This is a genomic window from Kitasatospora purpeofusca, from assembly GCF_034043715.1.
In the GTDB taxonomy this organism is placed as follows: domain Bacteria; phylum Actinomycetota; class Actinomycetes; order Streptomycetales; family Streptomycetaceae; genus Kitasatospora; species Kitasatospora purpeofusca_A.
Map to the genome: position 1 here is coordinate 1 of NZ_JAXCLC010000084.1, position 23,800 is coordinate 23,800.

20 protein-coding genes and 1 pseudogene are annotated in these 23,800 nt (G+C 74.5%); 12 read left to right on the top strand and 9 right to left on the bottom strand.

Annotated features, from left to right (window positions below):
* The first annotated feature begins 234 nt into the window (after positions 1-234).
* The 9 genes and pseudogenes from SM793_RS31490 (at position 235) to SM793_RS31530 (ending at position 12,028) form a co-directional block, all read left to right on the top strand.
* On the top strand, positions 235-1,377 hold the full coding sequence (locus tag SM793_RS31490; RefSeq protein WP_320441725.1) for a glycerate kinase: 1,143 nt from the start codon (positions 235-237) through the stop codon (positions 1,375-1,377).
* Between the two features lie 214 nt (positions 1,378-1,591).
* The gene (gene allB, locus SM793_RS31495) at positions 1,592-2,968 is read left to right on the top strand and encodes an allantoinase AllB (protein ID WP_320441726.1); all 1,377 of its coding nucleotides are present in this window, start codon (positions 1,592-1,594) and stop codon (positions 2,966-2,968) included.
* Positions 2,965-4,107 (top strand): annotated as a pseudogene (gene alc, locus SM793_RS31500) (allantoicase); the annotation flags it as partial. The gene allB and the pseudogene alc, both read left to right, overlap by 4 nt.
* A gap of 342 nt (positions 4,108-4,449) precedes the next feature.
* Positions 4,450-5,910 carry a catalase gene (locus tag SM793_RS31505; RefSeq protein WP_320441727.1) on the top strand — a complete coding sequence of 487 codons (1,461 nt, stop codon included), beginning with the start codon at positions 4,450-4,452 and terminating at the stop codon, positions 5,908-5,910.
* Between the two features lie 268 nt (positions 5,911-6,178).
* Positions 6,179-6,958 carry an IclR family transcriptional regulator gene (locus SM793_RS31510; RefSeq protein ID WP_320441728.1) on the top strand — a complete coding sequence of 260 codons (780 nt, stop codon included), beginning with the start codon at positions 6,179-6,181 and terminating at the stop codon, positions 6,956-6,958.
* 218 nt (positions 6,959-7,176) lie between these two features.
* Entirely contained in the window at positions 7,177-8,091 is a 915-nt protein-coding gene (locus SM793_RS31515; RefSeq protein ID WP_320441729.1) for a metal-dependent hydrolase, read from the top strand.
* A gap of 94 nt (positions 8,092-8,185) precedes the next feature.
* On the top strand, positions 8,186-9,292 hold the full coding sequence (locus tag SM793_RS31520; protein WP_320441730.1) for a PDR/VanB family oxidoreductase: 1,107 nt from the start codon (positions 8,186-8,188) through the stop codon (positions 9,290-9,292).
* A 52-nt stretch (positions 9,293-9,344) separates the two neighbouring features.
* Positions 9,345-10,271, top strand: a complete 927-nt coding sequence (locus SM793_RS31525) for a M24 family metallopeptidase (RefSeq protein ID WP_320441731.1) — start codon at positions 9,345-9,347, stop codon at positions 10,269-10,271.
* Positions 10,268-12,028, top strand: a complete 1,761-nt coding sequence (locus SM793_RS31530; RefSeq protein ID WP_320441732.1) for an SDR family oxidoreductase — start codon at positions 10,268-10,270, stop codon at positions 12,026-12,028. The genes SM793_RS31525 and SM793_RS31530 overlap by 4 nt, the downstream gene beginning before the upstream one ends.
* Before the next feature lie 60 nt (positions 12,029-12,088).
* On the opposite strand, the gene SM793_RS31535 is transcribed toward SM793_RS31530, so the two are convergent.
* Complete coding sequence (locus SM793_RS31535; RefSeq protein WP_320441733.1) at positions 12,089-12,526, bottom strand: PIN domain-containing protein; 438 nt, start codon at positions 12,524-12,526, stop codon at positions 12,089-12,091.
* On the bottom strand, positions 12,523-12,798 hold the full coding sequence (locus tag SM793_RS31540; RefSeq protein WP_320441734.1) for a CopG family transcriptional regulator: 276 nt from the start codon (positions 12,796-12,798) through the stop codon (positions 12,523-12,525). Before SM793_RS31540 ends, SM793_RS31535 begins: the two co-directional genes overlap by 4 nt.
* A gap of 130 nt (positions 12,799-12,928) precedes the next feature.
* Between SM793_RS31540 and SM793_RS31545 the strand changes: the two genes are divergently transcribed.
* Positions 12,929-13,846 (top strand): SDR family oxidoreductase, encoded by a 918-nt coding sequence (locus SM793_RS31545; protein ID WP_320441735.1) that lies wholly within the window; start codon positions 12,929-12,931, stop codon positions 13,844-13,846.
* On the opposite strand, the gene SM793_RS31550 is transcribed toward SM793_RS31545, so the two are convergent.
* Positions 13,837-14,856, bottom strand: coding sequence for a helix-turn-helix transcriptional regulator (locus SM793_RS31550; RefSeq protein ID WP_320441736.1), 1,020 nt, complete (start codon positions 14,854-14,856; stop codon positions 13,837-13,839). The genes SM793_RS31545 and SM793_RS31550 overlap by 10 nt on opposite strands.
* Positions 14,857-14,973: 117 nt before the next feature.
* On the opposite strand from SM793_RS31550, the gene SM793_RS31555 reads away from it, so the two are divergent.
* Positions 14,974-15,186, top strand: a complete 213-nt coding sequence (locus tag SM793_RS31555; protein WP_320441737.1) for a cold-shock protein — start codon at positions 14,974-14,976, stop codon at positions 15,184-15,186.
* 82 nt (positions 15,187-15,268) lie between these two features.
* Positions 15,269-15,898 carry a LysE family translocator gene (locus tag SM793_RS31560; RefSeq protein WP_320441738.1) on the top strand — a complete coding sequence of 210 codons (630 nt, stop codon included), beginning with the start codon at positions 15,269-15,271 and terminating at the stop codon, positions 15,896-15,898.
* Between the two features lie 18 nt (positions 15,899-15,916).
* Here the strand turns inward: SM793_RS31560 and SM793_RS31565 are convergent, their stop codons facing one another.
* The 6 genes from SM793_RS31565 to SM793_RS31590 all read right to left on the bottom strand — a co-directional run bounded on the left by SM793_RS31565 (position 15,917) and on the right by SM793_RS31590 (position 23,461).
* Positions 15,917-16,219: a hypothetical protein gene (locus SM793_RS31565; protein WP_320441739.1), complete on the bottom strand. Its 303-nt coding sequence runs from the start codon at positions 16,217-16,219 to the stop codon at positions 15,917-15,919.
* A 188-nt stretch (positions 16,220-16,407) separates the two neighbouring features.
* The gene (locus SM793_RS31570; protein ID WP_320441740.1) at positions 16,408-17,616 is read right to left on the bottom strand and encodes an XdhC/CoxI family protein; all 1,209 of its coding nucleotides are present in this window, start codon (positions 17,614-17,616) and stop codon (positions 16,408-16,410) included.
* Between the two features lie 192 nt (positions 17,617-17,808).
* Positions 17,809-19,305, bottom strand: coding sequence for an NCS2 family permease (locus SM793_RS31575; protein WP_320441741.1), 1,497 nt, complete (start codon positions 19,303-19,305; stop codon positions 17,809-17,811).
* Between the two features lie 330 nt (positions 19,306-19,635).
* Complete coding sequence (gene pucD / locus SM793_RS31580) at positions 19,636-22,080, bottom strand: xanthine dehydrogenase subunit D (protein ID WP_320441742.1); 2,445 nt, start codon at positions 22,078-22,080, stop codon at positions 19,636-19,638.
* The gene (locus SM793_RS31585; protein WP_320441743.1) at positions 22,077-22,577 is read right to left on the bottom strand and encodes a (2Fe-2S)-binding protein; all 501 of its coding nucleotides are present in this window, start codon (positions 22,575-22,577) and stop codon (positions 22,077-22,079) included. Before SM793_RS31585 ends, pucD begins: the two co-directional genes overlap by 4 nt.
* A complete protein-coding gene (locus SM793_RS31590) occupies positions 22,574-23,461 on the bottom strand; it encodes an FAD binding domain-containing protein (RefSeq protein WP_320441744.1) in 888 nt (295 codons plus the stop codon). Before SM793_RS31590 ends, SM793_RS31585 begins: the two co-directional genes overlap by 4 nt.
* Between the last annotated feature and the right edge of the window lie 339 nt (positions 23,462-23,800).

Genomic DNA, 23,800 nt, shown 5'->3' on the forward strand with positions numbered 1-23,800 from the left:
GGGGGGGCGCCCCCCCCCCCCCCCCCCCCCCGACCAGGCTGCGACGCGCCCACCCTCACGGGGCACTTCGGTCGTGCACCCGGCGCGTCGCACCGGCTCCCTCCCTCACCGAGGGGAGCCCCTCGTACGTCGGAAGCGGGCGAGGGGAACGGCGGGGAGGGAGCCGCTCCCGGGCCGCCCGGGCCCATGCTTGACGAACCAGTGCCAGACCAGCCCGGAAGTGAGGCCCACGCCATGCCCGCCACCCCCCACCAGGGCCATGTGGTCGTAGCTCCCGACAAGTTCAAGGGCACCCTCGAGGGCGCCGAGGCCGCCGCCCGGATCGCCGCCGGCATCCGCCGGGCCGTACCCGGCACCGAGGTGCGCGAACTGCCCGTCGCCGACGGCGGCGAAGGCACCCTGGCCGCCGCCGTCGCGGCCGGTTTCACCAGGGTCGCCGCCAAGGTGGCCGGCCCCACCGGCCTGCCGGTGGACGCCGCGCTCGCCGTCCGGGGCACCACCGCCGTGGTCGAGCTGGCGCAGGCGTCCGGCCTGGCCCGGCTCCCGGGCGGGCGGACCGCCCCGCTCACGGCCGGCTCCTACGGCGTCGGCCAGCTGATCGCCAGGGCCGTCGCCCAGGGGGCCCGGCGGATCGTCCTCGGCCTCGGCGGCAGCGCCGGCACCGACGGCGGGGCGGGCATGCTCCAGGCGCTCGGGGTCTCGCTGCTCGACTCCGCCGGCGTCGAACTCCCGCCCGGCGGAGCCGCGTTGCGCCGGCTGGCCCGGATCGACCTCGGCACCTCGGTCCGCACCATGGACGGCGTCGAGGTGGTCGTCGCCTGCGACGTCGACAACCCGCTGCTCGGCCCGCGCGGAGCCGCCGCCGTCTACGGCCCGCAGAAGGGCGCGAGCGGCGAGGACCTGCTGGTCCTGGAGGAAGGTCTGACCCGGTTCGCCGACGTGGTCGCCGCCGCCGTCGGCCGCGACGTCCGGGAGGCCCCCGGCGCCGGGGCCGCGGGCGGGGTCGGCTTCGCCGCGCTGGCCCTGCTCGGCGCCACCATGCGACCCGGCATCGAGCTGCTGCTCGACCTGCTGGGTTTCGACGGGGCGGTGCGTGGGGCACGCCTCGTCGTCACCGGCGAGGGCTGCCTGGACGCCCAGACGCTCCACGGCAAGGCCCCCGCCGGCGTCGCCGCGGCGGCTGCCCGGGCGGGGGTTCGGGTGGCCGCCGTCGCGGGGCGGGTGGAGCTGTCCGAACGCGAGTGGCGGTCCGCCGGCTTCGTCGCGGCCTACGCGCTCGGCGAGTTGGGCGACACGCCGGGCGAGGGCATGACCAGGGCCGGAGAACTGGCCGAGGTCGCGGGGGAGCGGCTCGCCGCCGACCTCCTGCGCCGCTGAGTCCGTCCGGGTCCGGCCTCCCGGTCCACCCGGGCCCGGCCTCCCGGCCTGTCCGGGCCCGGCGCCCGTCCGCCGTGCTCCTCGTGCTTTCCTCCATTGACGTTTTGTTGAAGGCGGGCCTAGGCTCCGGGCCATCCTTCGGCGCACCCCTCGTCCAGCACCCCTGGTCCAGCCCCCTCGTCCAGCCCCCCTCATCAGGCTTCGGAGGTCCCTCATGCCCCTCAGCGAGACCGAGGTGATCCGCTCCCGCCGGGTGGTCCTGCCGGACGGCGAGCGCCCCGCGGACGTGCTGGTCCGGGACGGGAAGATCGAGCGGATCGCCGCCCACGGCACCGTCCCGGCCGCCGGCCACCGGGTGACCGACCTCGGCGACACCGCCCTGCTCCCCGGCCTGGTCGACACCCACGTGCACGTCAACGAGCCCGGCCGCACCGAGTGGGAGGGCTTCGCCACCGCCACCCGGGCCGCCGCCGCCGGCGGCGTCACCACCATCGTCGACATGCCGCTCAACTCGGTGCCCCCCACCACCACCCCGGCCGGGCTCGAAGCCAAGCGGAAGACCGCCGAGGGCCAGGCCTGGGTCGACCTCGGCTTCTGGGGCGGCGCCGTCCCCGACAACCTCGCCGACCTCGAACCCCTGCACCGGGCGGGCGTGTTCGGCTTCAAGTCCTTCCTGGCGCCCAGCGGTGTCGACGAGTTCCCGCACCTCGAGGCGACCGGGCTGGAAGCCGCGCTGGCCGAGCAGGCCCGGCTCGGGGCACTCGCGATCATCCACGCCGAGGACCCGGCCGTGCTGGCCGCCGCGCCGCAGCGACCCGGCGTCCACTACCGGGACTTCCTCGCCTCCCGCCCCGCCGGTGCGGAGACCGCCGCCGTCGCCCGGCTGCTGGACGCGGCCCGCCGCACCGGCGCCCGGGTGCACGTCCTGCACGTGTCCTCGGCGGCCGTCCTGCCCCTGCTGCGCCGGGCCAGGGCGGACGGCGTCGAGGTCACGGCCGAGACCTGCCCGCACTACCTGACCCTCGCCGCCGAGCGGATACCGGACGGCGGCACCGCCTTCAAGTGCTGCCCCCCGATCCGCGACGAGGCCAACCGCGACGCGCTCTGGGAGGCCCTGGCGGCGGGGGAGTTCATCGCCGTCGTGTCCGACCACTCGCCCTCCACCCCGGACCTCAAGCTGCTGCCCGAGCACGGCGGCAGCGGCGACTTCGCGGCCGCCTGGGGCGGCATAGCCTCCCTCCAGCTCGGCCTGCCGGCGGTCTGGACCGAGGCCAGGCGGCGCGGCCGGACCCTGGCCGAGGTGGTCGGGTGGATGTCGGAGGGCCCGGCCCGGCTGGTCGGCCTCGACGGGCGCAAGGGCGCCATCGCGGTCGGCCACGACGCCGACCTGGTGGCCTTCGACCCCGACGGCGCCTTCGCCGTCCACGCCGCCGAGCTGCACCACCGCAACCCCGTCACCCCGTACGCGGGCCGGACGCTCACGGGCGCCGTGCGCACGACCTGGCTGCGCGGCCGGGTCGTCGACCCGGGCGGCGAACCGTTCGGCGTCCAGCTCACCCGCCCCCGCACCCCGTCCGAGGAGATCCAGTGACCACGGTCCCCGCCCAGAGCGTTCCCGCCACCGGTACCGCCCCGGCCCCGGTCCCCGCTCCCGAGCCCAGGTCCGGGCCCGGCTCCGAGCCCGGCTCCGAGCCCGCCCGCGCGCCGTTCACCGAGCTGGTGAACCTCGCCTCCCGCGCCCTCGGAGCCGGCGTCGTCGCCACCAACGAGGACACCTTCGCGGACGCCGAGAACCTGCTGGTCGCCGCGCCCGCCGAGTTCCGCCCGCACACCTTCGGCCACAAGGGCCAGATCATGGACGGCTGGGAGTCCCGCCGCCGCCGCGGCGCGAGCGCCGGGCAGCCGCACCCCACCGACGAGGACCACGACTGGGCGGTGGTCCGGCTCGGCGCCGCCGGGGTGATCCGCGGACTGGTCGTCGACACCGCGCACTTCACCGGCAACTACCCGGAGAGCGCCTCCGTCGAGGCCGCCTCGGTACCCGGCCACCCCTCGCCGGCCGAACTCGCCGACGCCGAGTGGGTCGAGGTCCTGCCGCGCACCCCGCTGCGGGGCGACACCGCCCACGCGTTCCCGGTCGACTCCGGGGCCCGGTTCACCCACGTCCGGCTCAACATCTTCCCCGACGGCGGGGTGGCCCGGCTCCGCGTGCACGGCGAGGTCCTGCCCGACCCGCGCGAACTGGACGGCCTCACCTTCGACCTGGCGGCCCAGGAGCACGGCGGTGTCGCCGAGGCCGCCTCCGACCGCTACTACTCCTCCCCGCACAACCTGAACGCTCCCGGCCGCGCCTCCGTCATGGGCGAGGGCTGGGAGACCCGGCGTCGGCGCGACAAGGCCAACGACTGGGTGCGGATCGCCCTGGCCGGGGGCGGTGAGGCCCTGGCCGTCGAGGTGGACACCACCCACTTCGTCGCCAATGCCCCCGGCTGGGCCGACCTGGTCGGCTACGACGCCTCCGCCGGCGGGGACCCGGCGGCCGACGCGGACGGCTGGTTCCCGCTGCTGCCGCGCACCCGCCTCCAGCCCGACACCCGGCACCGGCTGCGGCTCGCCCCGGGCCGCCCGGTGACCCATGTGCGGATCGACGTCCACCCGGACGGCGGCCTCGCCCGCCTCCGGATCACCGGCCGTCTCACCGAGGCCGGCCGGGCCGCCCTCGCCCTGCGCTGGTTCGACGCCGTCCCGGCCGCCGAGGCCACGGCCGCGCTCACCGGGGCCGGCCTGACCGCCGCCGAGGCCGCGCAGCTCACCGCCGCCCGTCCGCTGGGCGGGCCGGTCGCGGCCCGGGCCGCCGTCGCCGGGCTCAGCCCGTCCGACGGCCCCGACGGCGAGCACTCCTCCCGCCGCCGCTCGGCCGCCTGGCGACTGCTCGGCATCTGAGCGTTCGCGTGTCCGGGCATCCGGTCCGGCGGCGCCGCGCCGGACCCGGTGCCACACCCCGTGCCATTTCCTGATGCCACGTCACATTCCTCTCCAAGCAAGACCCTTTTCGACACCGAAGGACCCGTCATGCCCAAGACCCTGACCACGGAGTCCGGCGCCCCGGTCGCCGACAACCAGAACTCGGCCTCGGCCGGCGCGTACGGCCCGCTGCTGATCCAGGACCAGCACCTGCTGGAGAAGCTCGCCCGGTTCAACCGCGAGCGCATTCCGGAGCGCGTCGTGCACGCCCGGGGCTCCGGCGCGTACGGCTACTTCGAGGTCACCGACGAGGTGTCGCGGTACACCCGCGCCGCGTTCCTCGGCGAGGTCGGCAAGCGCACCGAGGTGTTCCTGCGCTTCTCCACCGTCGCGGGCAACCTGGGCTCCAACGACGCCGTCCGCGACCCGCGCGGCTTCGCGGTCAAGTTCTACACCGAGGAGGGGAACTACGACCTCGTCGGCAACAACACCCCGGTCTTCTTCATCAAGGACCCGCTGAAGTTCCCGGACTTCATCCACTCGCAGAAGCGCGACCCGTTCACCGGTGTCCAGGAGGCCGACAACGTCTGGGACTTCTGGGCGCACTCGCCGGCCTCGACGCACCAGATCACCTGGCTGTTCGGCGATCGGGGCATCCCCGCCTCGTACCGGCACATGAACGGCTACGGCTCGCACACCTACCAGTGGGTCAACGAGCAGGGCGAGGCGTTCTGGGTGAAGTACCACTTCAAGACCAACCAGGGCATCCGCTCGCTGGACGCCGGGCAGGCCGCCGAGGCGGTCGGCGGCGACGCCGACAGCCACCAGCGCGACCTCCACCAGGCCATTGAGCGCGGGGTGTTCCCGAGCTGGACGCTCTATGTGCAGCTGATGCCGGTCGCCGAGGCGGCGGACTACCGCTTCAACCCGTTCGACCTCACCAAGGTGTGGCCGCACGCCGACCACCCGCTGGTCAAGGTCGGCCGGCTGGTGCTCAACCGCAACCCGGAGAACGTCTTCGCCGAGGTCGAGCAGGCCGCGTTCTCGCCGAACAACTTCGTGCCCGGCATCGGCCCGTCCCCGGACAAGATGCTCCAGGGCCGGCTGTTCGCCTACGCCGACGCCCAGCGCTACCGCCTCGGCGTCAACCACACCCAGCTGCCGGTCAACGCGCCCCGGGCCACCGAGGCGGCCAACTACGGCCGCGACGGCCTCGGCGCGCTCAACCCGGCCGGCCGGGGCCGGAACTACGAGCCCAACTCCTACGACGGCCCGGCGCAGACCGACGCTGCGCTCGCCGCCCCGACCGAGCTGACCGGCTGGACCGGCACGTACACCACCCCGGCGCACACCAAGGACGACGACTTCTTCCAGGCCGGGGAGCTCTACCGGCTGATGTCGGAGGGCGAGCGGGGCCGGCTGATCGCCAACCTGGCCGGCTCGCTGGCCCAGGTCACCCGGGACGACGTGGTCGAGAAGAACCTCGCCCACTTCCACGCGGCCGACGAGGAGTACGGCGCCCGGCTGGAGGCCGCGGTGGCGAAGCTGCGGGCCGCCGAGGAGTCCTGACCCCCCGTTCCCGGGCGGCCGGCCTGCGGGGCCGGCCGCCCGGGCACCGGGGCGCTGCCGCGCCGCTCCGCGGTCGGGCTCCGCGGTTCGCGCGGGAGTGAACGGGAGTGAACGGGAGTGAGCGGGTGTGCGGCGGGGCATATGCCAGTCAAGCGATTCACCGTGTCCGCCCCAATATTTCACGAGGGGGAGCTGGTGGCGGCGGGCGGTGGATAGGGTGGGCCCTACCCGCGGGTCACCTGGCGGGTGGACATCGGAAGGGGACGACATGTCGACACCAGCCCCGGGCCGTCACGCCGTACCGGAGCAGGGATCGCCCGGTCCGTTCACCTCGCTGCGGCACGCCCTCAGACTGCTGGAGGCGGTCGACCGGCACCCCGGTGGCGCCACCCTGGTGACCCTCGCCCGGGAGACCTCGCTGGGCCTCCCGACGGTCCGCCGGCTCGCCGAGATCCTGGAGGTCGAGGGCTATCTCGACTGCCAGGACGGCGGCTGGGTGCTCGGCGGCACCTTCGCGCTGCTCGGCCAGCACAACCGCGAGCAGCTGGTCCGCGCCCGGATGGACCGCAAACTCGACGAACTGCGCGAGGAGTTGGGTGCCGCGGTGTATTTCAGCCGGTACCACGACGGGGAGTTGTCGGTGGTGGCGGTCTCGGCCTCCGACCTGGCGCCGGCCGTTCAGGAGTGGGTCGACTTCCGGGCCACCGCGCACGCCAGCGCGATCGGCAAGTGCCTGCTCGGCCAGCTCGACCACGACGGCCGCCGGGACCACCTGTCCCGGCACCCGGTGGCCCGGCTGACCTCCAGGACGGTCACCGACACCGACCAGCTGATGCACCGGCTGGAGCGCCAGCCCGCCACCGTGCCGGTGCTGGACATCCAGGAGTACGCCGTCGGCACGGTCTGCGCGGCCGTCCCGGTGACCGCCGGCAGCACGGTCGGCTGCCTGGCCACCTCGATGCCGGTCGGCGACGCGCACCGGTTGAAGGCGGCCGCCGAACTGCTGGCCGCCCGCGCCGCGCCGCTGATGCTCGCGATGGCGGTCTGACCCGCCGCACGCCACGGGACCCCGCTCCGGCGGGGTCTTCGCGTTTCCGTGTTTCCGCGCTTGCGCGTTTCCCGGTGGTCCGCGCGGTGGTCCGCGCGGTGCGCGTCACTTATTAGACTCGATGTCGATAAGGCGTGCCGAAACCCTTGTCTCGCGCGCTACCCGCGAGTACGTTTTGCCGGGTCGAGCCGCCACCCGCAGGTCAGGAGGGCCCTCCCATGCCCAGCTCCGCCCCCGTCCCCGCCCTCGCCGCGCCCGCCGCCCGAGTGCACGAGAGCCTCGTCCTGGAGCCCCGCGACGTCCGCTTCGACTGGAGCCGGCTGCCGCTGCACTGGATCCCCGACGAGCCGATGGCCACCCACGTCATCAACGTGCTGCACCTGCTGCTCCCCGAGGGTGAACGCTGGTTCGTGAAAGTGTTCAAGGAGGCCCTCCCGCTGATCCGCGACGAGCGGCTGCGCGAGGAGGTCCTCGGGTTCATCGGCCAGGAGGCCATCCACGCCGAGGCGCACCAGGAGGTCCTGGACCACCTGCTCGGCCAGGGCCTCGACCCGCGCCCCTACGTCCGGCAGGTCTCCTGGCTGTTCCGGCGCGTCCTCGGCGACCGGCCCGGCCTGAGCCCGGCCCGGCAGCGCGAGAACCTCGTCGAACGGGTCGCGTTCGTCGCGGCGATCGAGCACTTCACCGCCTTCCTCGGGAACTGGGCGCTCAACTCGCCCGGCCTGGACCGCGCCCAGGCCGACCCGACGATGCTCGACCTGCTGCGCTGGCACGGCGCGGAGGAGGTCGAGCACCGCAGCGTCGCCTTCGACCTGATGGTCCACCTCGACCCCGGCTACGCCCGCCGGATCCGCGGCATGCTCGTCTCCGGCCCGCTGCTGGTCCACCTCTGGGTGCGCGGCGCCCGCTTCCTGCTGGCGGCCGACCCGACCCTCGACGGGCGGCTCAGGCCCACCTGGCGCGAGACCGGCCGGATCGCCAGGCGCGGCCTGCTGCCCGACCCGGTCCGGTCGATCCGCTCCGGCCTGCGCTACCTGCGGCCCGGCTACCACCCCACCCAGGAGGGCTCCTCCAGCCAGGCCCTCGGCTACCTCGCCACCTCCCCGGCCGCCCGCGCCGCCGCCGGGCGGTGACCCCCGGGCCGCCGCCCGCCCCCATCGCCGCCCGAAACCTTGCAACTGTCGGCGCCCGGCCGTCAGCCGCCACCGGAACCGAGGACCCCGCCGGATGGACCTGAGCACCCCGCCCCCCGACCTCTACGGCCGCCCGCGCGCCGACACCTTCTTCCGCTTCCTCACCGCCTTCGGCGACCGCTACACCCCCGCCCTCGGCGGCCCGCTGCTGCGCCGCAACCCGCGCCGCCCCTACAGCCGGCCCACCCAGGCGCTGCAACTGGTCGTCACCGCCCGCCGCCAGGTCGCCGCCGACGTCGTGGAACTCACCCTCGCCGACCCCTCCGGCGGCCCGCTCCCCGCCTGGCAGCCGGGCGCCCACCTGCGCCTCACCCTCCCCTCCGGCCGCGAGCGCCACTACTCGCTCTGCGGCGACCCGGCCGACCCGGCCGACCCGGCCGAGCGGTCCGGCTACCGCATCGCCGTCCGCCGCCTGCCCGACGGCGGCGGCGGCTCCGTGGAGATCCACGACACCCTCCACCCCGGCACCCGGCTCGCCGCCCGCCGCCCGCGCAACGGCTTCGCCTTCTGCGCCGAACCGGCCGTCCTGCTCCTGGCCGGCGGCATCGGCATCACCCCCCTGCTCCCGATGGTCCGGGAGGCCATGCGCAACGGCCTGGACTGGCACCTCGTCCACACCGGCCGCAGCGCCGACACCCTCCCGTTCGCCGCCGAACTGCGCGCGCTCGACCCCGCCCGGGTCCACCTGCGCGCCGACGACGAGCACGGCGGCCCGCCCACCGGCGCCGAACTCCTCGCGCACGCCCCGCGCGGAGCCGCCGTCTACTGCTGCGGCCCCGCCCCGATGCTCACCGCCGTCCAGCGGGCCCTGGACGCCTCGCCCGCCGTCTCCCTGCACTTCGAGCGGTTCGGCGCCGCCCCGGTCACCGACGGCGAGCCGTTCGCGGTGCGCCTCGGCGCCGACGGCCCCGAACTGCCGGTCCCCGCCGACCGCTCCGCCCTGGACGTGCTCCGCGAGGCCCGGCCCGACCTCCCGTACTCCTGCGCACAGGGCTTCTGCGGCACCTGCGAGGTCCGGCTGCTGGCCGGCACCCCCGACCACCGCGACCGCCGCCTCACCCCCGAACGGCGCGCCGCCGGCGCCCTGCTGCCCTGCGTCTCCCGCGCCGCCGCGGGCGAGACCCTGGTGCTGGACCTCTAGATCCCCAGCACCCCCCTGGAACAAGCTCAAGGACCAGAAGGAGCCCCCCGCCGTGCCGCGCACTCCCGCCTTCCCGTTCACCGAGCGCGACCTCGCCCGCTTCCGGGAGACCCAGCAGCTCGCCTACGACTGCGCCGAGCAGGTCGCCGCCTGGATCGAACCCGGCGTCACCGAGCGCCAGGCGACCGCCCAGCTGCGCCGCCGCCTGGTCGCCGCCGGCGTGCAGGACTTCTTCCACATCCCGTTCGCCTGGTTCGGGGACCGGACCGCGTTCCGCCACTTCCACACCCCGCTGCAGTTCTTCGCCGGCAACCGCCGCCTCCAGGAGGGCATGCCGTACGTGCTGGACTGCGCCCCCGTCGTGGACGGCTACACCGCCGACATCGGCTACGGCGGCAAGGTCGGCGAGAACCGCGTCTGGGACCGCCTCGCCGCCGACCTCCAGGTCTACCGCGAGCTGATCCTCGCCGAGGTCCGCGCCCGCAAACCGCTCGCCGAGGTGTACGCGGCCGTCGACGCCCAGATCGAGGCGCACGGCTACGACAACCGCCACCGTGTCTACCCCGGCCGGGTGATCGGCCACCAGGTCACCCGGACGACGGCCCGCGGCCCGGCCGGGGTGAACGTCCTCGGCTTCGGCGTGCGGACCCTCCAGACGCTCGGCCGCGAGCTCATCAGCGAGCGCCTGCACGGCCGTTCCCCGCTCTGGGCGGACGGCCGGTCCTCCCGGCACGCGCCCACCCCCGGCCTGTGGGCGGTGGAGCCGCACATCGGCTTCCGGGAGGTCGGCATCAAGTTCGAGGAACTGCTGGTGGTGACCGAGGACGACGCCTACTGGCTCGACGACGACCTCCCGCACGTCCGCCGCTGGGCGGCCGGGACCGCGGCCGACCGCGAACCGGCCCCCGCGAGCGCCGCGCCCACCACCGCTTCCACGGGCACCGCGCCCACCACCGCCCCCGAGGGAGCCGCCCGATGAGCACCCGCGCCAGCCGCCCGATGAGCACCCGCGCCACCCGCCCCCGCACCGTCCACTCCGGCGGCCTCCCGCTCGCGGTCTTCGAACAGGGCGACCCGGCCGCACCCACCGTGCTGCTGGTCCACGGCTACCCCGACACCCACGCGGTCTGGGACGACGTCGCCGCCGACCTCGCCCGCGACCACCACGTGGTCCGCTACGACGTGCGCGGCGCCGGCGCCTCCGGCGTCCCCGCCGACCGCACCGGCTACCGCCTGGAGCAGCTCGCCGCCGACCTGTTCGCCGTCGCCGACGCCGTCAGCCCCGACCGCCCGGTGCACGTCGTCGCCCACGACTGGGGCTCGCTGCAGTCCTGGGAGGCCGTCACCGCTCCCGGCGCCGAACGCCGTCTCGCCTCCTACACCACGATGTCCGGGCCCTGCCTCGACCACATGGGCTTCTGGCTGCGTGAGCGCCTCCGCCGTCCCACCCCGCGCCACCTCCGGCAACTCCTGGCCCAGGGCGCCCACTCCTGGTACATCACCGCTTTCCACCTGCCCTTCCTCGCCCCCGGCGTCTGGCGGCTCGGCCTGGCCCGCGCCTGGCCCCGGGTGCTGCGCGACCTGGAGGGCGTCACCCCGCGTGCCGACCACCCGCAGCCCACCCTGCGGCGGGACGCGGTGCGCGGCATCGAGCTCTACCGCGCCAACATGCGGCCCGCCCTGCGCCACCCGCGCGAGCGCCCCACCGAGGTGCCGGTCCAGCTGATCACCCTCACCGAGGACCACTACGTCGGCACCTACCTCTCCGAGGGCCTGGAGCGCTGGGTGCCCAGGCTGACCCGCCGGACCCTGCGGGCGAGCCACTGGTCCGCACTGCTGGAGAAGGGAACCACCGTGGCCGGACTGGTCCGTGAGCACGTCGCCCGCACCGGGGCCGGGGCGGACGCCGGCCCGGCCGGCACCCCCGACGACGGCCGGCTCGTCGTCGTCACCGGCGGCGGCAGCGGCATCGGCCGGGCCACCGCGCTCGCCTTCGCCGCGGAGGGCGCCCGGGTGGTGGTCTGCGACCTCGACCTCGACGCGGCCCGCCGCACCGCCGAACTCGCCGCCCTGATCGGCCCGCAGGCCCACGCCTACCGGGTCGACGTCAGCGACGGCGCCGCCGTCGACGCCTTCGCCGAACAGGTCGCCGCCGAGCACGGTGTGCCCGACGTGCTCGTCAACAACGCCGGCATCGGCCACTCCGGCACCTTCCTGGAGACCACCGAGAAGGAGTGGCAGCGGGTCCTGGACGTCAACCTCTGGGGCGTCATCCACGGCTGCCGCGCCTTCGGCACCCTGATGGCCGACCGGGGCGAGGGCGGCCACATCGTCAACCTCTCCTCCGCCGCCGCGTACCTGCCCTCGAAGGCCCTCACCGCCTACGCCACCAGCAAGGCCGCGGTCTTCATGCTCTCCGACTGCCTGCGCGCCGAACTCGCCGGCCACGGCATCGGCGTCTCCACCATCTGCCCGGGCCTCGTCAACACCAACATCACCCGCACCTCCACCTTCTCCGCCACCACGGCCGACGAACAGGCCGCCAAGCAGGCCCGCGCCACCCGCCTCTACGCCCGCCGGGGCTTCCCGCCGGAGAAGGTCGCCACCGCGATCCTCGCCGCCGTCCGCACCGGCCGCCCCGTCGTCCCCGTCACCCCCGAGGCCAAGGCCGCCCGCCTCCTCAGCCGCCTCGCCCCCGGCCTCCTCCGCCTCGCCGCCCGCCTCAACGCCACCTGAGCCGAAAAGCCGAAACCCGGGGCGCGCGGTACCACCGCGCGCCCCGGGCCATGAGGACGATCACCGGTCGAAGGGCAGGACCCGGAAGGCCTTGTGCGAGGTCAGGGGCCTGACCGCGCGGAAGTCGCGCTGATCGAGGGTGAGGATCGCGTCGGTGCGGAAATCTGCAGCCAGCGCTACGTTGACGGCGTCCGTGAGGTCGAGGCGCAGGTCGAGATGCCGGGCCCGGACGGCCTGAGCGGCGTCCAAGGTGTCGGCAGTGATCTCGGGCAGCACCGCGCGCCCGGATCGCACCCGGCGCCGCACGTCGTCGATCGCGACCATGGACGCGGCGGGTCCGAGGAGCCTTCGGGCCAGATGGTCGAGTTCGCTCAGCAGGACGGGGGAGATCACCAGCATCCCTGCACCGTCCAGCACCTCGCGTGCCGCCGGTCCGACCGGGTGTTTGCGGTCGAGCGCCGCGAGCAGACCCGAGGTGTCCGCCACCACCACGATCATGCGGCGCCCCGCTCGGGCGAAGCGGGCGCGGCGTGCTTCGTGCGCTCGTAAGCAGCGGCCTTCTCCGCCCAGACGTCCTCCTCGGTGGCGTCCCCGATCGGCTCGTAGGTGGAGCTGAAGAACGGCTCGTTCCAGACCCGCCGGGCCATCGCGGCAAGGTGGATGCCTTCCCTGATGATCTCCGCCTCCGCTATTCCCTCCCGGGCCGCCGCCTCCTTGATCACGGCGAGATCCTCGGCTTCGACGTAGACGGTCGTGCGCTTGAGAGTCATATGCGTATGGTACCGCCGCCATATGTCAGCTGAGGGGGTTTCGCCGGGAATCCCGACAGGAGATGTCGGGATTCCCGGGGAGTATCGGGTGACGGGTGGAGACACCGCGGCACGTGAGGAAGGGCGAGGCATGACGGAGCAGCCGTTGAAGGGCAGGGTCGCACTGGTGGCGGGAGCCACCCGGGGCGCCGGGCGGGGGATCGCGGTGGCGTTGGGCGCCGCCGGGGCGACGGTGTACGGCACGGGGCGCAGCGCCGAGGGGCACCAGGGGGACTACGGGCGGCCGGAGACCCTGGAGGAGACGGCGGAGCTGGTGACGGCCGCCGGCGGGCAGGGCGTCGCGGTGCGCGCCGACCACCTGGTCCCGGCCGAGGTGGCGGCGGTCGCCGCCCGGATCGAGGCCGAGCAGGGCGGGCTGGACATCCTGGTGAACGACATCTGGGGCGGCGAGGAACTGTTCGGCTGGAACGTCCCGGTCTGGGAGCACGACCTGGACAAGGGCCTGCGCCTGCTGCGGCTGGCCGTCGAGACGCACGCGGTCACCAGCCACCACCTGCTGCCCCTGCTGCTGCGCCGCCCCGGCGGGCTGGTGGTCGAGATGACCGACGGCACCGCCGAGTACAACGCCACCCGCTACCGGAACTCCTTCTTCTACGACGTCGCCAAGGCCGCCGTCCTGCGGATGGCCTTCGCGCTGGGGCACGAGCTGGGCCCGCGCGGGGCGACGGCGGTGGCGCTCACCCCGGGCTGGATGCGCTCGGAGATGATGCTGGAGCACTTCGGCGTCACCGAGCGGACGTGGCGGGAGGCGACGGCGGCCGAACCGCAGTTCGGCATCTCGGAGTCCCCGGCGTACGTGGGCCGCGCGGTGGCCGCGCTGGCCGCCGACCCCGGGCGGGCGCGGTTCAACGGCACCTCGCTGTCCAGCGGCGGCCTGGCCCTGGAGTACGGCTTCACCGACCTGGACGGGAGCCGCCCCGACGCCTGGCGCTACCTGGTGGACATCGAGGGCGCGGACGGCCCGGTGGACCCGGCCGGCTACCGCTGAGGCCGGCCGGCGGGCGGTACGCCGTACAGGGCGGCGGCGCGGGCCGCCGCCTCCGCCAGCCGCTGCCGCAGGGCCGGGGGCTCCAGCACCTCGGCCTCCGGCCCGAGCCGCAGCACCTCCTCGTAGCCGACGTCCAGCGACTCGACGGGCAGCCGGACGGTCACCCGCCCCTGCCCGTCGGGCTCCCCGGCGCTCGCCAGGGCCTCCCGGGCGGCGAGCGGTTCGAGCAGCCGCCGGACCAGGGCCAGGCCGGGCGGGCCGAGCCGCAGGGTGACCGTCTCCCGGAGCAGCGAGCGGGCGAAGTCGGCCGCCCGGCCCTCCCAGAACGCGGCCAGGTCGAAGTCCGCGTCGGCCCCGTCGGGGGTGAACGGCCGGTCCGAGGGCTCGGCGGCGAGCAGCCGGTCCACCCGGTACACCCGGTGCCCGGCGGCCTCCCCCTCCTGGCCGGTCCCGTCCGGCCGGGCGACCAGGTACCAGGTGCCCGCCTTCAGCACCAGACCGGACGGCCGCAGCACCCGCTCGACCGGGTCCGCCTCCGGCCGCCGCCGGTAGCGCGCCCGCAGCAGCCGCCCGCCCCACACCGCCCGCGCGACCTCGGCCAGCAGCGGCGGCACGGGGGCGTCGCGGAACCAGCCGGGCGCGTCCAGGTGGAACCGCCGCGCCCCGGCGGCCGGCGCCCCGCCCAGCTCGCCGGTCACCTTGAGCCGGGCCGCGAGCGCCGGATCGGCGAGGCCCATGTCCTGGAGCGGCCCGGGAAGGCCGGCCAGCAGCAGGACCTCGGCCTCCGCCCGGTCCAGCCCGGTCAGCCGGGTGCGGTAGCCGTCGAGCAGCCGGTAGCCGCCGGCCCGCCCCCGGTCGGCGTACACCGGGACCCCGGCCTCGGCCAGCGCCAGGACGTCGCGCTGCACGGTGCGCTCGGAGACCTCCAGTTCGGCGGCGAGTTCGGCGCCGGTCATGCTGCGGCGGGCCTGGAGCAGCAGGAGCAGGGAGATCGCGCGGGCCGTCCGCATCCGTTGCCGTCCTCCTGTTCGGGCCGGGGCGTGCGCCCGGCGGGTTCTGCACCGATCATGGGTGGCGAGGGGGGAGCTTGCGGCCCCCGTGCCGACAACGGATCCGAGGAGACCCCGATGGCCACCGGCATCGTGCAGTCCTACCAGGCCGAGCACGGGTACGGCCTGATCACCCCCGACGACGACGGCCCGGCGCTGTACGTGTACTACGACTCGATCGTGGCGGCGGACGGCGGCGACCGGACGCTCGTCGAGGGACAGCGGGTGGAGTTCGACCCGACCGAGCAGGAGGGCCGCCGGGTGGCCGAGCGGGTGCGCCGCCCGGCGTGACCCCGCCCGCGGTCCGCCCCGGCCGCCCGGGCCGCCGACCTGCGCGCGGCGGAGCGGCCCGGCCCCCGTACGATCCTGGGCCATGGAGATGACGACCGCCCTGTGGTCCTTCGCCCTCGTGGTGGGCCTGCTGACGCTCACCCCGGGGCTGGACACCGCCCTGATCCTCCGCACCTCGGCGCTCGGCCACCGGCGGCAGGCCTGGGGCGTGGTGCTCGGCATCCAGACCGGCACGCTGCTCTGGGGAGCGCTCACCTCGGCCGGTGTGACGGCGCTGCTCACCGCCTCGCAGCTGGGCTACGAGATCCTCCGCTGGGCGGGCGCCGCGTACCTGGTGTGGCTGGGCGTGGGGATGCTCCGCTCCCGCGCGCACCCGGAGCCGGCGGACAGCGCCCCGGCGGACCCCGCGACCGGCGGCCTCGCCGCGGGCTGGCGGCGCGGTCTGCTGACCAACCTGCTCAACCCCAAGGTGGGCGTCTTCTACGTGGCGGTACTCCCGCAGTTCATCCCGGCGGGGGCACCGCACTTCGCCGCCGGTGTCGCGCTGACCTGCGTACACGTGCTCGAGGGCCTGCTCTGGTCGACGGTCCTGGTGGCCTTCGCCCAGGCACTCCGCACCCGGCTGCGCCGCCCGGCCGCACGCCGGGCGATGGACCGGGTGACCGGCCTGGCCGTGGTCGGCTTCGGCGTGAAGCTGGCGGTCTCCGACTAGTCCGACCGGTCCGACCGGTCAGGTTGCTCGGCGTCCCACGCGGCCGAGGCCCTCGCGGAGGTCGTCCGGGGTCATGCAGATGTGCATGTCGATGTGGGCGTTGAACTCCAGCCAGAACGGCTCGCAGATCGCGACCACGGCGGCCTCGTCGGGGACGTCGACGACCACGATCTGGCAGCGCCGGCCGTGGCGCGCGAAGGCATAGGCCGCCTCGGGTTTCAGGTCGGCCATGATCTGGTTGAACCTCGCCATGATGGCGCCGTCCGCGACGGCCCGGTTGGCCGTCTGGGTGTCGAGTTCGATCTCCAGCAGCGCGCGCATGGCAGTGCCCCTTCCCGGGCGCGGGCGAGGGCCCGGACGAGTCCTCGATTCCAGCGTGCTCCGGTCCTGCGGGGCCCGCAATTCACCCGGTCGGCGGTACCGGGTTGGCCGTCGGGGCGGTTCGGGGGCTGCGCCGGGAGGCTGCCGGGGGGTGGGCGGGGGGCGGAAGCCGCCCCGGAGGACCGGCCCTAAGCGGCGTGCGGCTTGCGGTCCCGGCGGGCCGGTGTCCCCCGGCTCTCCTCGGCCGTCGCCAGGTCCTTCGCCAGGTCGTGGTGGATCGGCCCGGTTCCGGCGCTCAGCGGCAGGCAGCTGCCGCCGCGCCGGTGGGCGACGATCTCGGCGGCGACGGAGACGGCCGTCTCCTCGGGGGTGCGGGCACCGAGGTCGAGGCCGATGGGCGAGCGCAGCCGCCCGATCTCGGCATCGGTCAGTCCGGCCGCGCGCAGTCCGGCCTCGCGCTCGCGGTGGGTGCGGCGCGAGCCCATCGCGCCGACGTAGCCGACCGGGAGCCGCAGCGCGCGCTCCAGCAGCGGGAGGTCGAACTTGGCGTCGTGGGTGAGCACGCAGAGCACGGTCCGGCCGTCCAGCCGGTCCAGCTGGGTGTCCAGGTAGCGGTGCGGCCAGTCGACGACCACCCGGTCGGCCTCGGGGAAGCGCCGTTCGGTGGCGAAGACGGGCCGCGCGTCGCAGACGGTGACGTCGTAGCCGAGGAACTTGCCGATCCGCACCACCGCGGCGGCGAAGTCGATCGCGCCGAACACCAGCATCCGCGGCGCGGGCACGTACGACTCCACGAAGAGGGTGACGGTGCCCTGACCGTGCTCGTCGCAGGGGCGCCCGTCCAGGCCGAGGACGAGCCGGCCGGTGCGGCCCGCGTCGAGCATGGCCCGGGCCTCGGCGACGACCGACCGCTCCAGCGGGGCGGCCACGGAGGGCGCGGGGGAGAGCAGGCCGTGGTGGGTGTCGGCGGTGACGGCGACGGTGGCGCCGAGCAGTCCGGCCGGTCCGGCGACGACCCGGGCGAGCGCCACCGGGGTGCCGTCGGCGATCAGCGCGATACCGGCGTCGAGGGCCGGATCGGCCCCGGGGCGCACCGGCTGGACGAAGACGTCCAGGATCCCGCCGCAGGTCAGGCCGACGGCGAAGGCGTCCTCGTCGCTGTAGCCGAACCGTTCCAGCACGGGCTCGCCGGACTCGATCGCGGCCCGGCAGAGTTCGTAGACGGCGCCCTCGACGCAGCCGCCGGAGACGCTGCCGATCGCCTCGCCGTCCGCGTCGACGGCGAGCGCGGCGCCCGGGTCGCGCGGAGCGCTGCCGGTGACCCCGACGACGGTGGCCACGGCGAAGGAGCGGCCGGACGTGTGCCAGGCCAGCAGCTGCTGGGCGATGTCCTGCATGACGGAAGCTCCTTCGCGCTTTCGAGGGTAGTCAATCGGGGGCGGAGGGGGCGGATCAGGGCGGCCGAGGGCGGGACGGGCCGGCGGGACGGGCCGGTGGGACCGCCGCCGTACGGAGAACGATCCCGTACGGCGGCGGTCGCTTCGAGAGCAGGCCCGGTCGGGCGGGCCGCACCGGTCAGTGCACGCCGGTCAGTGCACGCCGAGCCAGGACTTGACCGGCCCGAGCGCGAAGTAGACGACGAACACGCCGGTGAGGATCCACATCAGCGCCCCGGGCTCGCGCCACCGCCCCCGGCCGGCCTTGATCACCGTGTAGGAGATCACACCGGCGGCGACACCGGCGGTGATGCTGTAGGTGAACGGCATCAGCGTGCAGGTGAGGAAGGCCGGGATGGCCACCTCGCGGTCGGACCAGTCGATGTGCCGGGCCTGACTCATCATCATCGAGCCGATGACGACGAGCGCCGCCGAGGCCACCTCGACCGGCACGATGGCGGCCAGCGGCGAGAAGAACAGCATCAGGGCGAACAGCCCGCCGGTGACGGTGGAGGCGAGTCCGGTGCGGGCGCCGTCGCCGACGCCGGTCGCGGACTCGACGAACACGGTCTGCCCGGAGGCGCCGGCCAGGCCGCCGACCGCGCCGCCGGCGCCGTCGATGAACAGGGCCTTGGACAGGCCGGGCATCCGGCCGCGCCGGTCGGCGAGTCCGGCCTCGGTGCCGACGCCGATGATGGTGGCCATCGCGTCGAAGAAGCCGGCCAGGACGAGGGTGAAGACCGCCACCGAGGCGCTGATCGCGCCCAGGCCCCGGCCGCCGAAGGCGCCGAACAGGTCGACGTCGCCGAACAGGCTGAAGTCGGGCGCGGCGACCGGCGAACCGGGCCAGACCGGCGCGGAGTTGCGCCAGGCCGCGGCGGGTATGTCGGCGAGCTTGTTCACGATCATCGCGACCACGGTGCCGCCGGCGATGCCGATGAGGATCGCGCCGCGCACATTGCGGGCCATCAGTACGAAGATGGCGAGCAGGGTGAGGCAGAAGACCAGGACCGGCCAGCCGGTGAGTTCGCCGGCCGGGCCGAGCGAGAGCGGGGTGGGTCCGCCGGTGTGCATGAAGCCGGCCTTGAAGAGGCCGATCACGGTGACGAACAGGCCGATGCCGATGGTGATGGCGTGCTTGAGCGGCAGGGGTATGCCGTTCATGATCTTCTCGCGCAGGCCGGAGACCACCAGCAGCACGATCAGCAGGCCGTAGATGACGCACAGGCCCATCGCCTGCGGCCAGGTGGTGTGCGGCACCACCAGCGCCGAGACGGCGCCGGAGACGGACAGGCCGGCCGCGAGGGCGAGCGGCACATTGCCGAGCACGCCCATCAGGACGGTGGTGACGGCCGCCGCGAGCGCGGTGGCGGTGGTGAGCGCCGCGTGGTCCAGCTTGACGCCGGTGACGTCGGCGCCGCCGAGGATCAGCGGGTTCAGCAGGATGATGTACGCCATCGCCATGAAGGTGGTGAGGCCACCCCGGAGTTCATTGGCGAGGGTCGATCCCCGGGCGGAGATCTTGAAGTAGGCGTCCAGCGCGTTCCTGGGCGCGGCCGGGGACGACGTGGGGGTGTCGTTCCCGGTGGCCTCGTCGGCCTCGGTGGGTCTGTCTGCAGTGGTGCCGGGCTCCGTGGGGATCCTGGTCATGTCCACTCCCAAGTGTCAATGGGGGTTGGGGTGGGCGAGCCGACCTGGCAGCCAGGCGACGAAGGCGTGGCACAGGGGGACGATTCGACTCACGGTTGCACGGGTGGTGCGGGCCGCCGCCGGGCCCCGGCGTGGGCGGGCGGCGGTCCTGGTGCGGTGGCGGTACTGCGGTACTGCCGTACTGCGCTGGTGCCGTGCAGATCGTGCAGGCGGTGCGGGTCGCGCGGATGACGCGGGTCGTACGGGCCGTGCTCGGCCCCGGGGCGGCGGGGAAGACCGGACGCCGCCCCGGGGAGTCGTGGGGGTGCGGGAGCGAGCCGGGGACGGACCCTAGAGCTCCCCGGGCCGTTCGGTGGTCAGGTGCTCGGGCCGGACCGGGATCCGGCGCAGCGCCAGACCGGTGGCGTTGCGGATGGCGGCCACGATGGACGGCGTTGCCGAGACGGTCGGCGCCTCGCCCACCCCGCGCAGCCCGTACGGGGCGTGCGGGTCGGGGAGTTCGAGGATCTCCACCGGGATCGGCGGGGTGTCCAGGATGGTGGGGATGAGGTAGTCGGTGAAGGAGGCGTTGCGCACCTTGCCGTCCCGCACGATGATCTCCTCCATCACCGCGAGCCCGAGCGCCTGGGTGCAGCCGCCCTGGATCTGGCCCACCACCGACAGCGGGTTGAGCGCCTTGCCGACGTCCTGGACGGCGGTCAGCTCGACCACCTTGACCAGGCCGAGTTCGACGTCCACGTCGACCACCGCGCGGTTGGCGCAGAAGGTGTACTGGACGTGGCCGAAGCCCTGGCCGGTCTCCTTGTCGAACGGGACGGTCGGGCGGTGGTGGTGCTCGCGGGTGAGGTCGATGGCGTCCTCGCCGAGCAGGTCGACCATGGAGACCAGCGCGCCGGCCGACTCGGAGACGACCTTGCCGCCGGCCAGCGTGAGGTCCTGCTGGGTCCAGCCGTAGCGGCGCCGGCCCTTCTCGATCAGCTCGCGCTTGACCGCCTCGGCGGCCAGCTTGACCGCGCCGCCCGTCATATAGGTCTGGCGCGAGGCGGAGGTCGAACCGGCCGAGCCCACCTCGGTGTTGGCGGGCTGGATGGTCACCTGCTCGACGCCCAGCTCGGTCCGCGCGATCTGGGCGTGCACGGTGACGCCGCCCTGGCCGACCTCGGCCATCGCGGTGTGCACCAGGGCGACCGGCTCGCCGCCGATCACCTCCAGCCGCACCCGGGCGGTGGAGTAGTCGTCGAAGCCCTCGGAGAAGCCGACGTTCTTGATGCCGACCGAGTAGCCGACGCCGCGCACGATGCCCTCGCCGTGGGAGGTGTTGGACAGCGCGCCGGGCAGCAGCCGTACGTCCAGGTCGTCGGTGTCGAGCGGCGGCGGCAGCGGCATGTCCTTGACCCGGCGCAGCAGTTCGGCGACCGGCGCGGGTGCGTCGATCTCCTGGCCGGTGGGCATCCGGTCGCCCTGCTTCATGGCGTTGAGCCGGCGCAACTCGACCGGGTCCATGTCCAGTTCGGCGGCCAGCCGGTCCATCTGGGTCTCGTAGCCGAACGCCGCCTGCACCGCGCCGAAGCCGCGCATCGCCCCGCAGGACGGGTTGTTGCTGTAGAGCGCGATGGCGTGCATCCGCACGTTGGGGATCACGTAGGGGCCGTGGCCCAGCGAGGCCGCGTTGCCGACCACGGCGGGCGAGGCGGAGGCGTAGGCGCCGCCGTCCAGCACGATCCGGGCGTCGGCGTAGACCAGCTTGCCGTCCCGGGTGGCGCCGTGCTCGTAGTACATCTTCGCCGGGTGGCGGTGCACATGGCCGAAGAAGGACTCGTCCCGGGAGTAGACGATCTTGACCGGCTTGCCGGTGCGCTGGGCCAGCAGGCACGCGTGGATCTGCATCGAGAGGTCCTCGCGGCCGCCGAACGCGCCGCCGACACCCGCCAGGGTGAGCCGGACCTTCTCCTCCGGCAGCCCGAGCACCGGTGCCATCTGCTGGCGGTCCACGTGCAGCCACTGGGTGGCGATGTAGAGGTCGATGCCGCCGTCCTCGGCCGGCACCGCGAGCCCGGACTCCGGGCCGAGGAAGGCCTGGTCCTGCATGCCGACCTCGTAGGTGCCGCTGACCACGACGTCCGCCAGGGCCCGCACCTCGTCGGTCACGCCGAGGCCGGAGACCAGCTTCTGCTCGTGGCAGATGTTGCCGTGGGCGTGCGACTTGTACTCGTGCGGCTCGTGGACGTAACCGTGGGTCTCCGGGTCGAGGCACTGCTCCTCGGTGACGATCGGGGTGAGCACCTCGTACTCGACCTTGATCTTCTTCAGCGCGCGCCGGGCGGTCTCCGGGTGGTCGGCGGCGACCAGCGCGATCGACTCGCCGTGGTACCGGATCCTGTCGATCGCCAGGGCCGGCTGGTCGGCGATCTCCAGGCCGTAGTACTTGGCGCCGGGGATGTCCTCGTGGGTGAGCACCGCGTACACGCCGGGCACGGTGAGCGCCTCGGAGATGTCCACGGAGAGGATGTTCGCCCGGGGGTGCGGCGAGCGCAGCGCCATGCCCCAGAGCATGTCCTCGTGCCACATGTCGGAGGAGTACGCGAACTCGCCGCGTACCTTCAGCGTGCCGTCCGGGCGCAGCGGCGAGCCGCCGATGCCGTCCTTGCTGGACTGCCGGATGTCCTGGAGGTTCTTCTGGCCCTGGATGGTCCGGGCCCCGGTCCGGACACTGCTCCCGGCACCGCTCCCGGCACCGCTCCCGGCACTGTTGTGGGCACTCGTCCGCGCGTTCATTCCGCCACCGCCCCGCCGGCACGGGTGCCGGCGCACTTGCGGGCGGACGCCAGCCGCACCGCGTCCATGATCTTCTCGTAGCCGGTGCACCGGCACAGGTTGCCCGACAGGGCCTCGCGGATGTCCGCGTCCGACGGCTGGGCGTCCTGCGCCAGCAGCGCGTCGGTCTGCACCAGCAGGCCCGGCGTGCAGAAGCCGCACTGGACGGCGCCCGCGTCCACGAACGCCTGCTGGACCAGGCCCAGCTCGCCGTCCGCACCGCCGAGCCCCTCGACGGTGCGCACCTCGCGGTCCTGCACCTGGCCGGCCGCGACCAGACAGGAACAGACCGGCACGCCGTCCAGGTAGACGGTGCAGGAACCGCACTCGCCCTGCTCGCAGGCGTTCTTCGAACCGGGCAGGCCGACGCGTTCGCGCAGCACGTAGAGCAGGCTCTCGCCCTCCCACACGTCGTCGGCCTCGACCGGCTTGCCGTTGGCGGTGAACGTGACCCTCATGCCGCGCTCCTGATCTGCTTGCGGTAGTCGTTCCAGGTCCAGGTGAGCGTGCGCCGTGCCATCACGGCGAGCGCGTGCCGCCGGTAGTCGGCGGTGCCCCGGACGTCGTCGATCGGGGAGGCGGCGGCCTTGACCAGCTCGCCGAACCGCTGGATCACCTCGGCGCCCAGCAGCTCGCCGCTCTCCCACAGGCCGCGTCCGGCCAGCACCTCCCGCAGGTACTCCTCGGCCTCGACGGCGCGGCGCGGGGTGGGGGCGGCCGAGCCGATGCCGGTGCCGACGGTGCCGTTGCGCGGGTGCAGCGCGAAGCCGAACGCGCAGACCGCGATCACCATCGCGTTGCGGGTGCCGATCTTGGAGAACTGCTGCGGGCCGTCCGCGACCGGGATCCGCACGGCGCGGATCAGCTCGTCCGGCTCCAGGCAGTTGCGCTTCACCCCGACGTAGAAGTCGTCGATCGGGATCAGCCGGGTGCCGCGGACCGAGGCCGCCTCGACCAGGACGTCCCGGCCGGCCGCCAGCAGCGCCGGGTGGGAGTCGCCGGCCGGCGAGGCCGCGCCCAGGTTGCCGCCGACGCCGCCGCGGTTGCGGATCTGCGGGGATCCGACGGTGTGGGCGGCCAGCGCGAGGCCGGGCAGCGGGCCGGACAGCTCGTCGATGATCCGGCTGTAGGGGACGGCTGCGCCGAGTCGGACCACCTCGCCGTCGTTCGACCACTCGGTGAGCTCGGTGACGCGGTTCAGGTCGAGGATCGCGGGTGGCCGGTGCACGTCGAAGTTCATCTCGACCATGACGTCCGTACCGCCCGAGACGGGCAGCGCGGCCGGTTGTTCGGCCTTCGCCGCGAGTGCCTCGTCCCAAGTGGCGGGCCGAAGGAACTCCATGCGGGTGTCTCCTCAAGTCGTCGCCGTCCGGACGGGTGGGCACAGTGCCCGGGCCCGGTCGCCCGGGCCCCGGTGTTCGGACCGGGTCCTCCGCGTCGTCGCCTCCGCGTCGGATTCCGGTCACCGGGGTGTGTCCGGCGGCGTGTGGCCAGTGAACCGCTGTGACGGGGGCCACTGGCAGTCACCGATGGCATGAAGCCCCGGCTGTGGTCCCGCCCGGCATCCTGTACGTTCCTCTAAGAAGGGCGATCCCGCAGCCCAGCCGTCGGCCGGGCCACACCTACGACCGTAATCCGGCTGTGATTCCCGAGCTACGGCCCCGTGATCCGGGCACCCGTT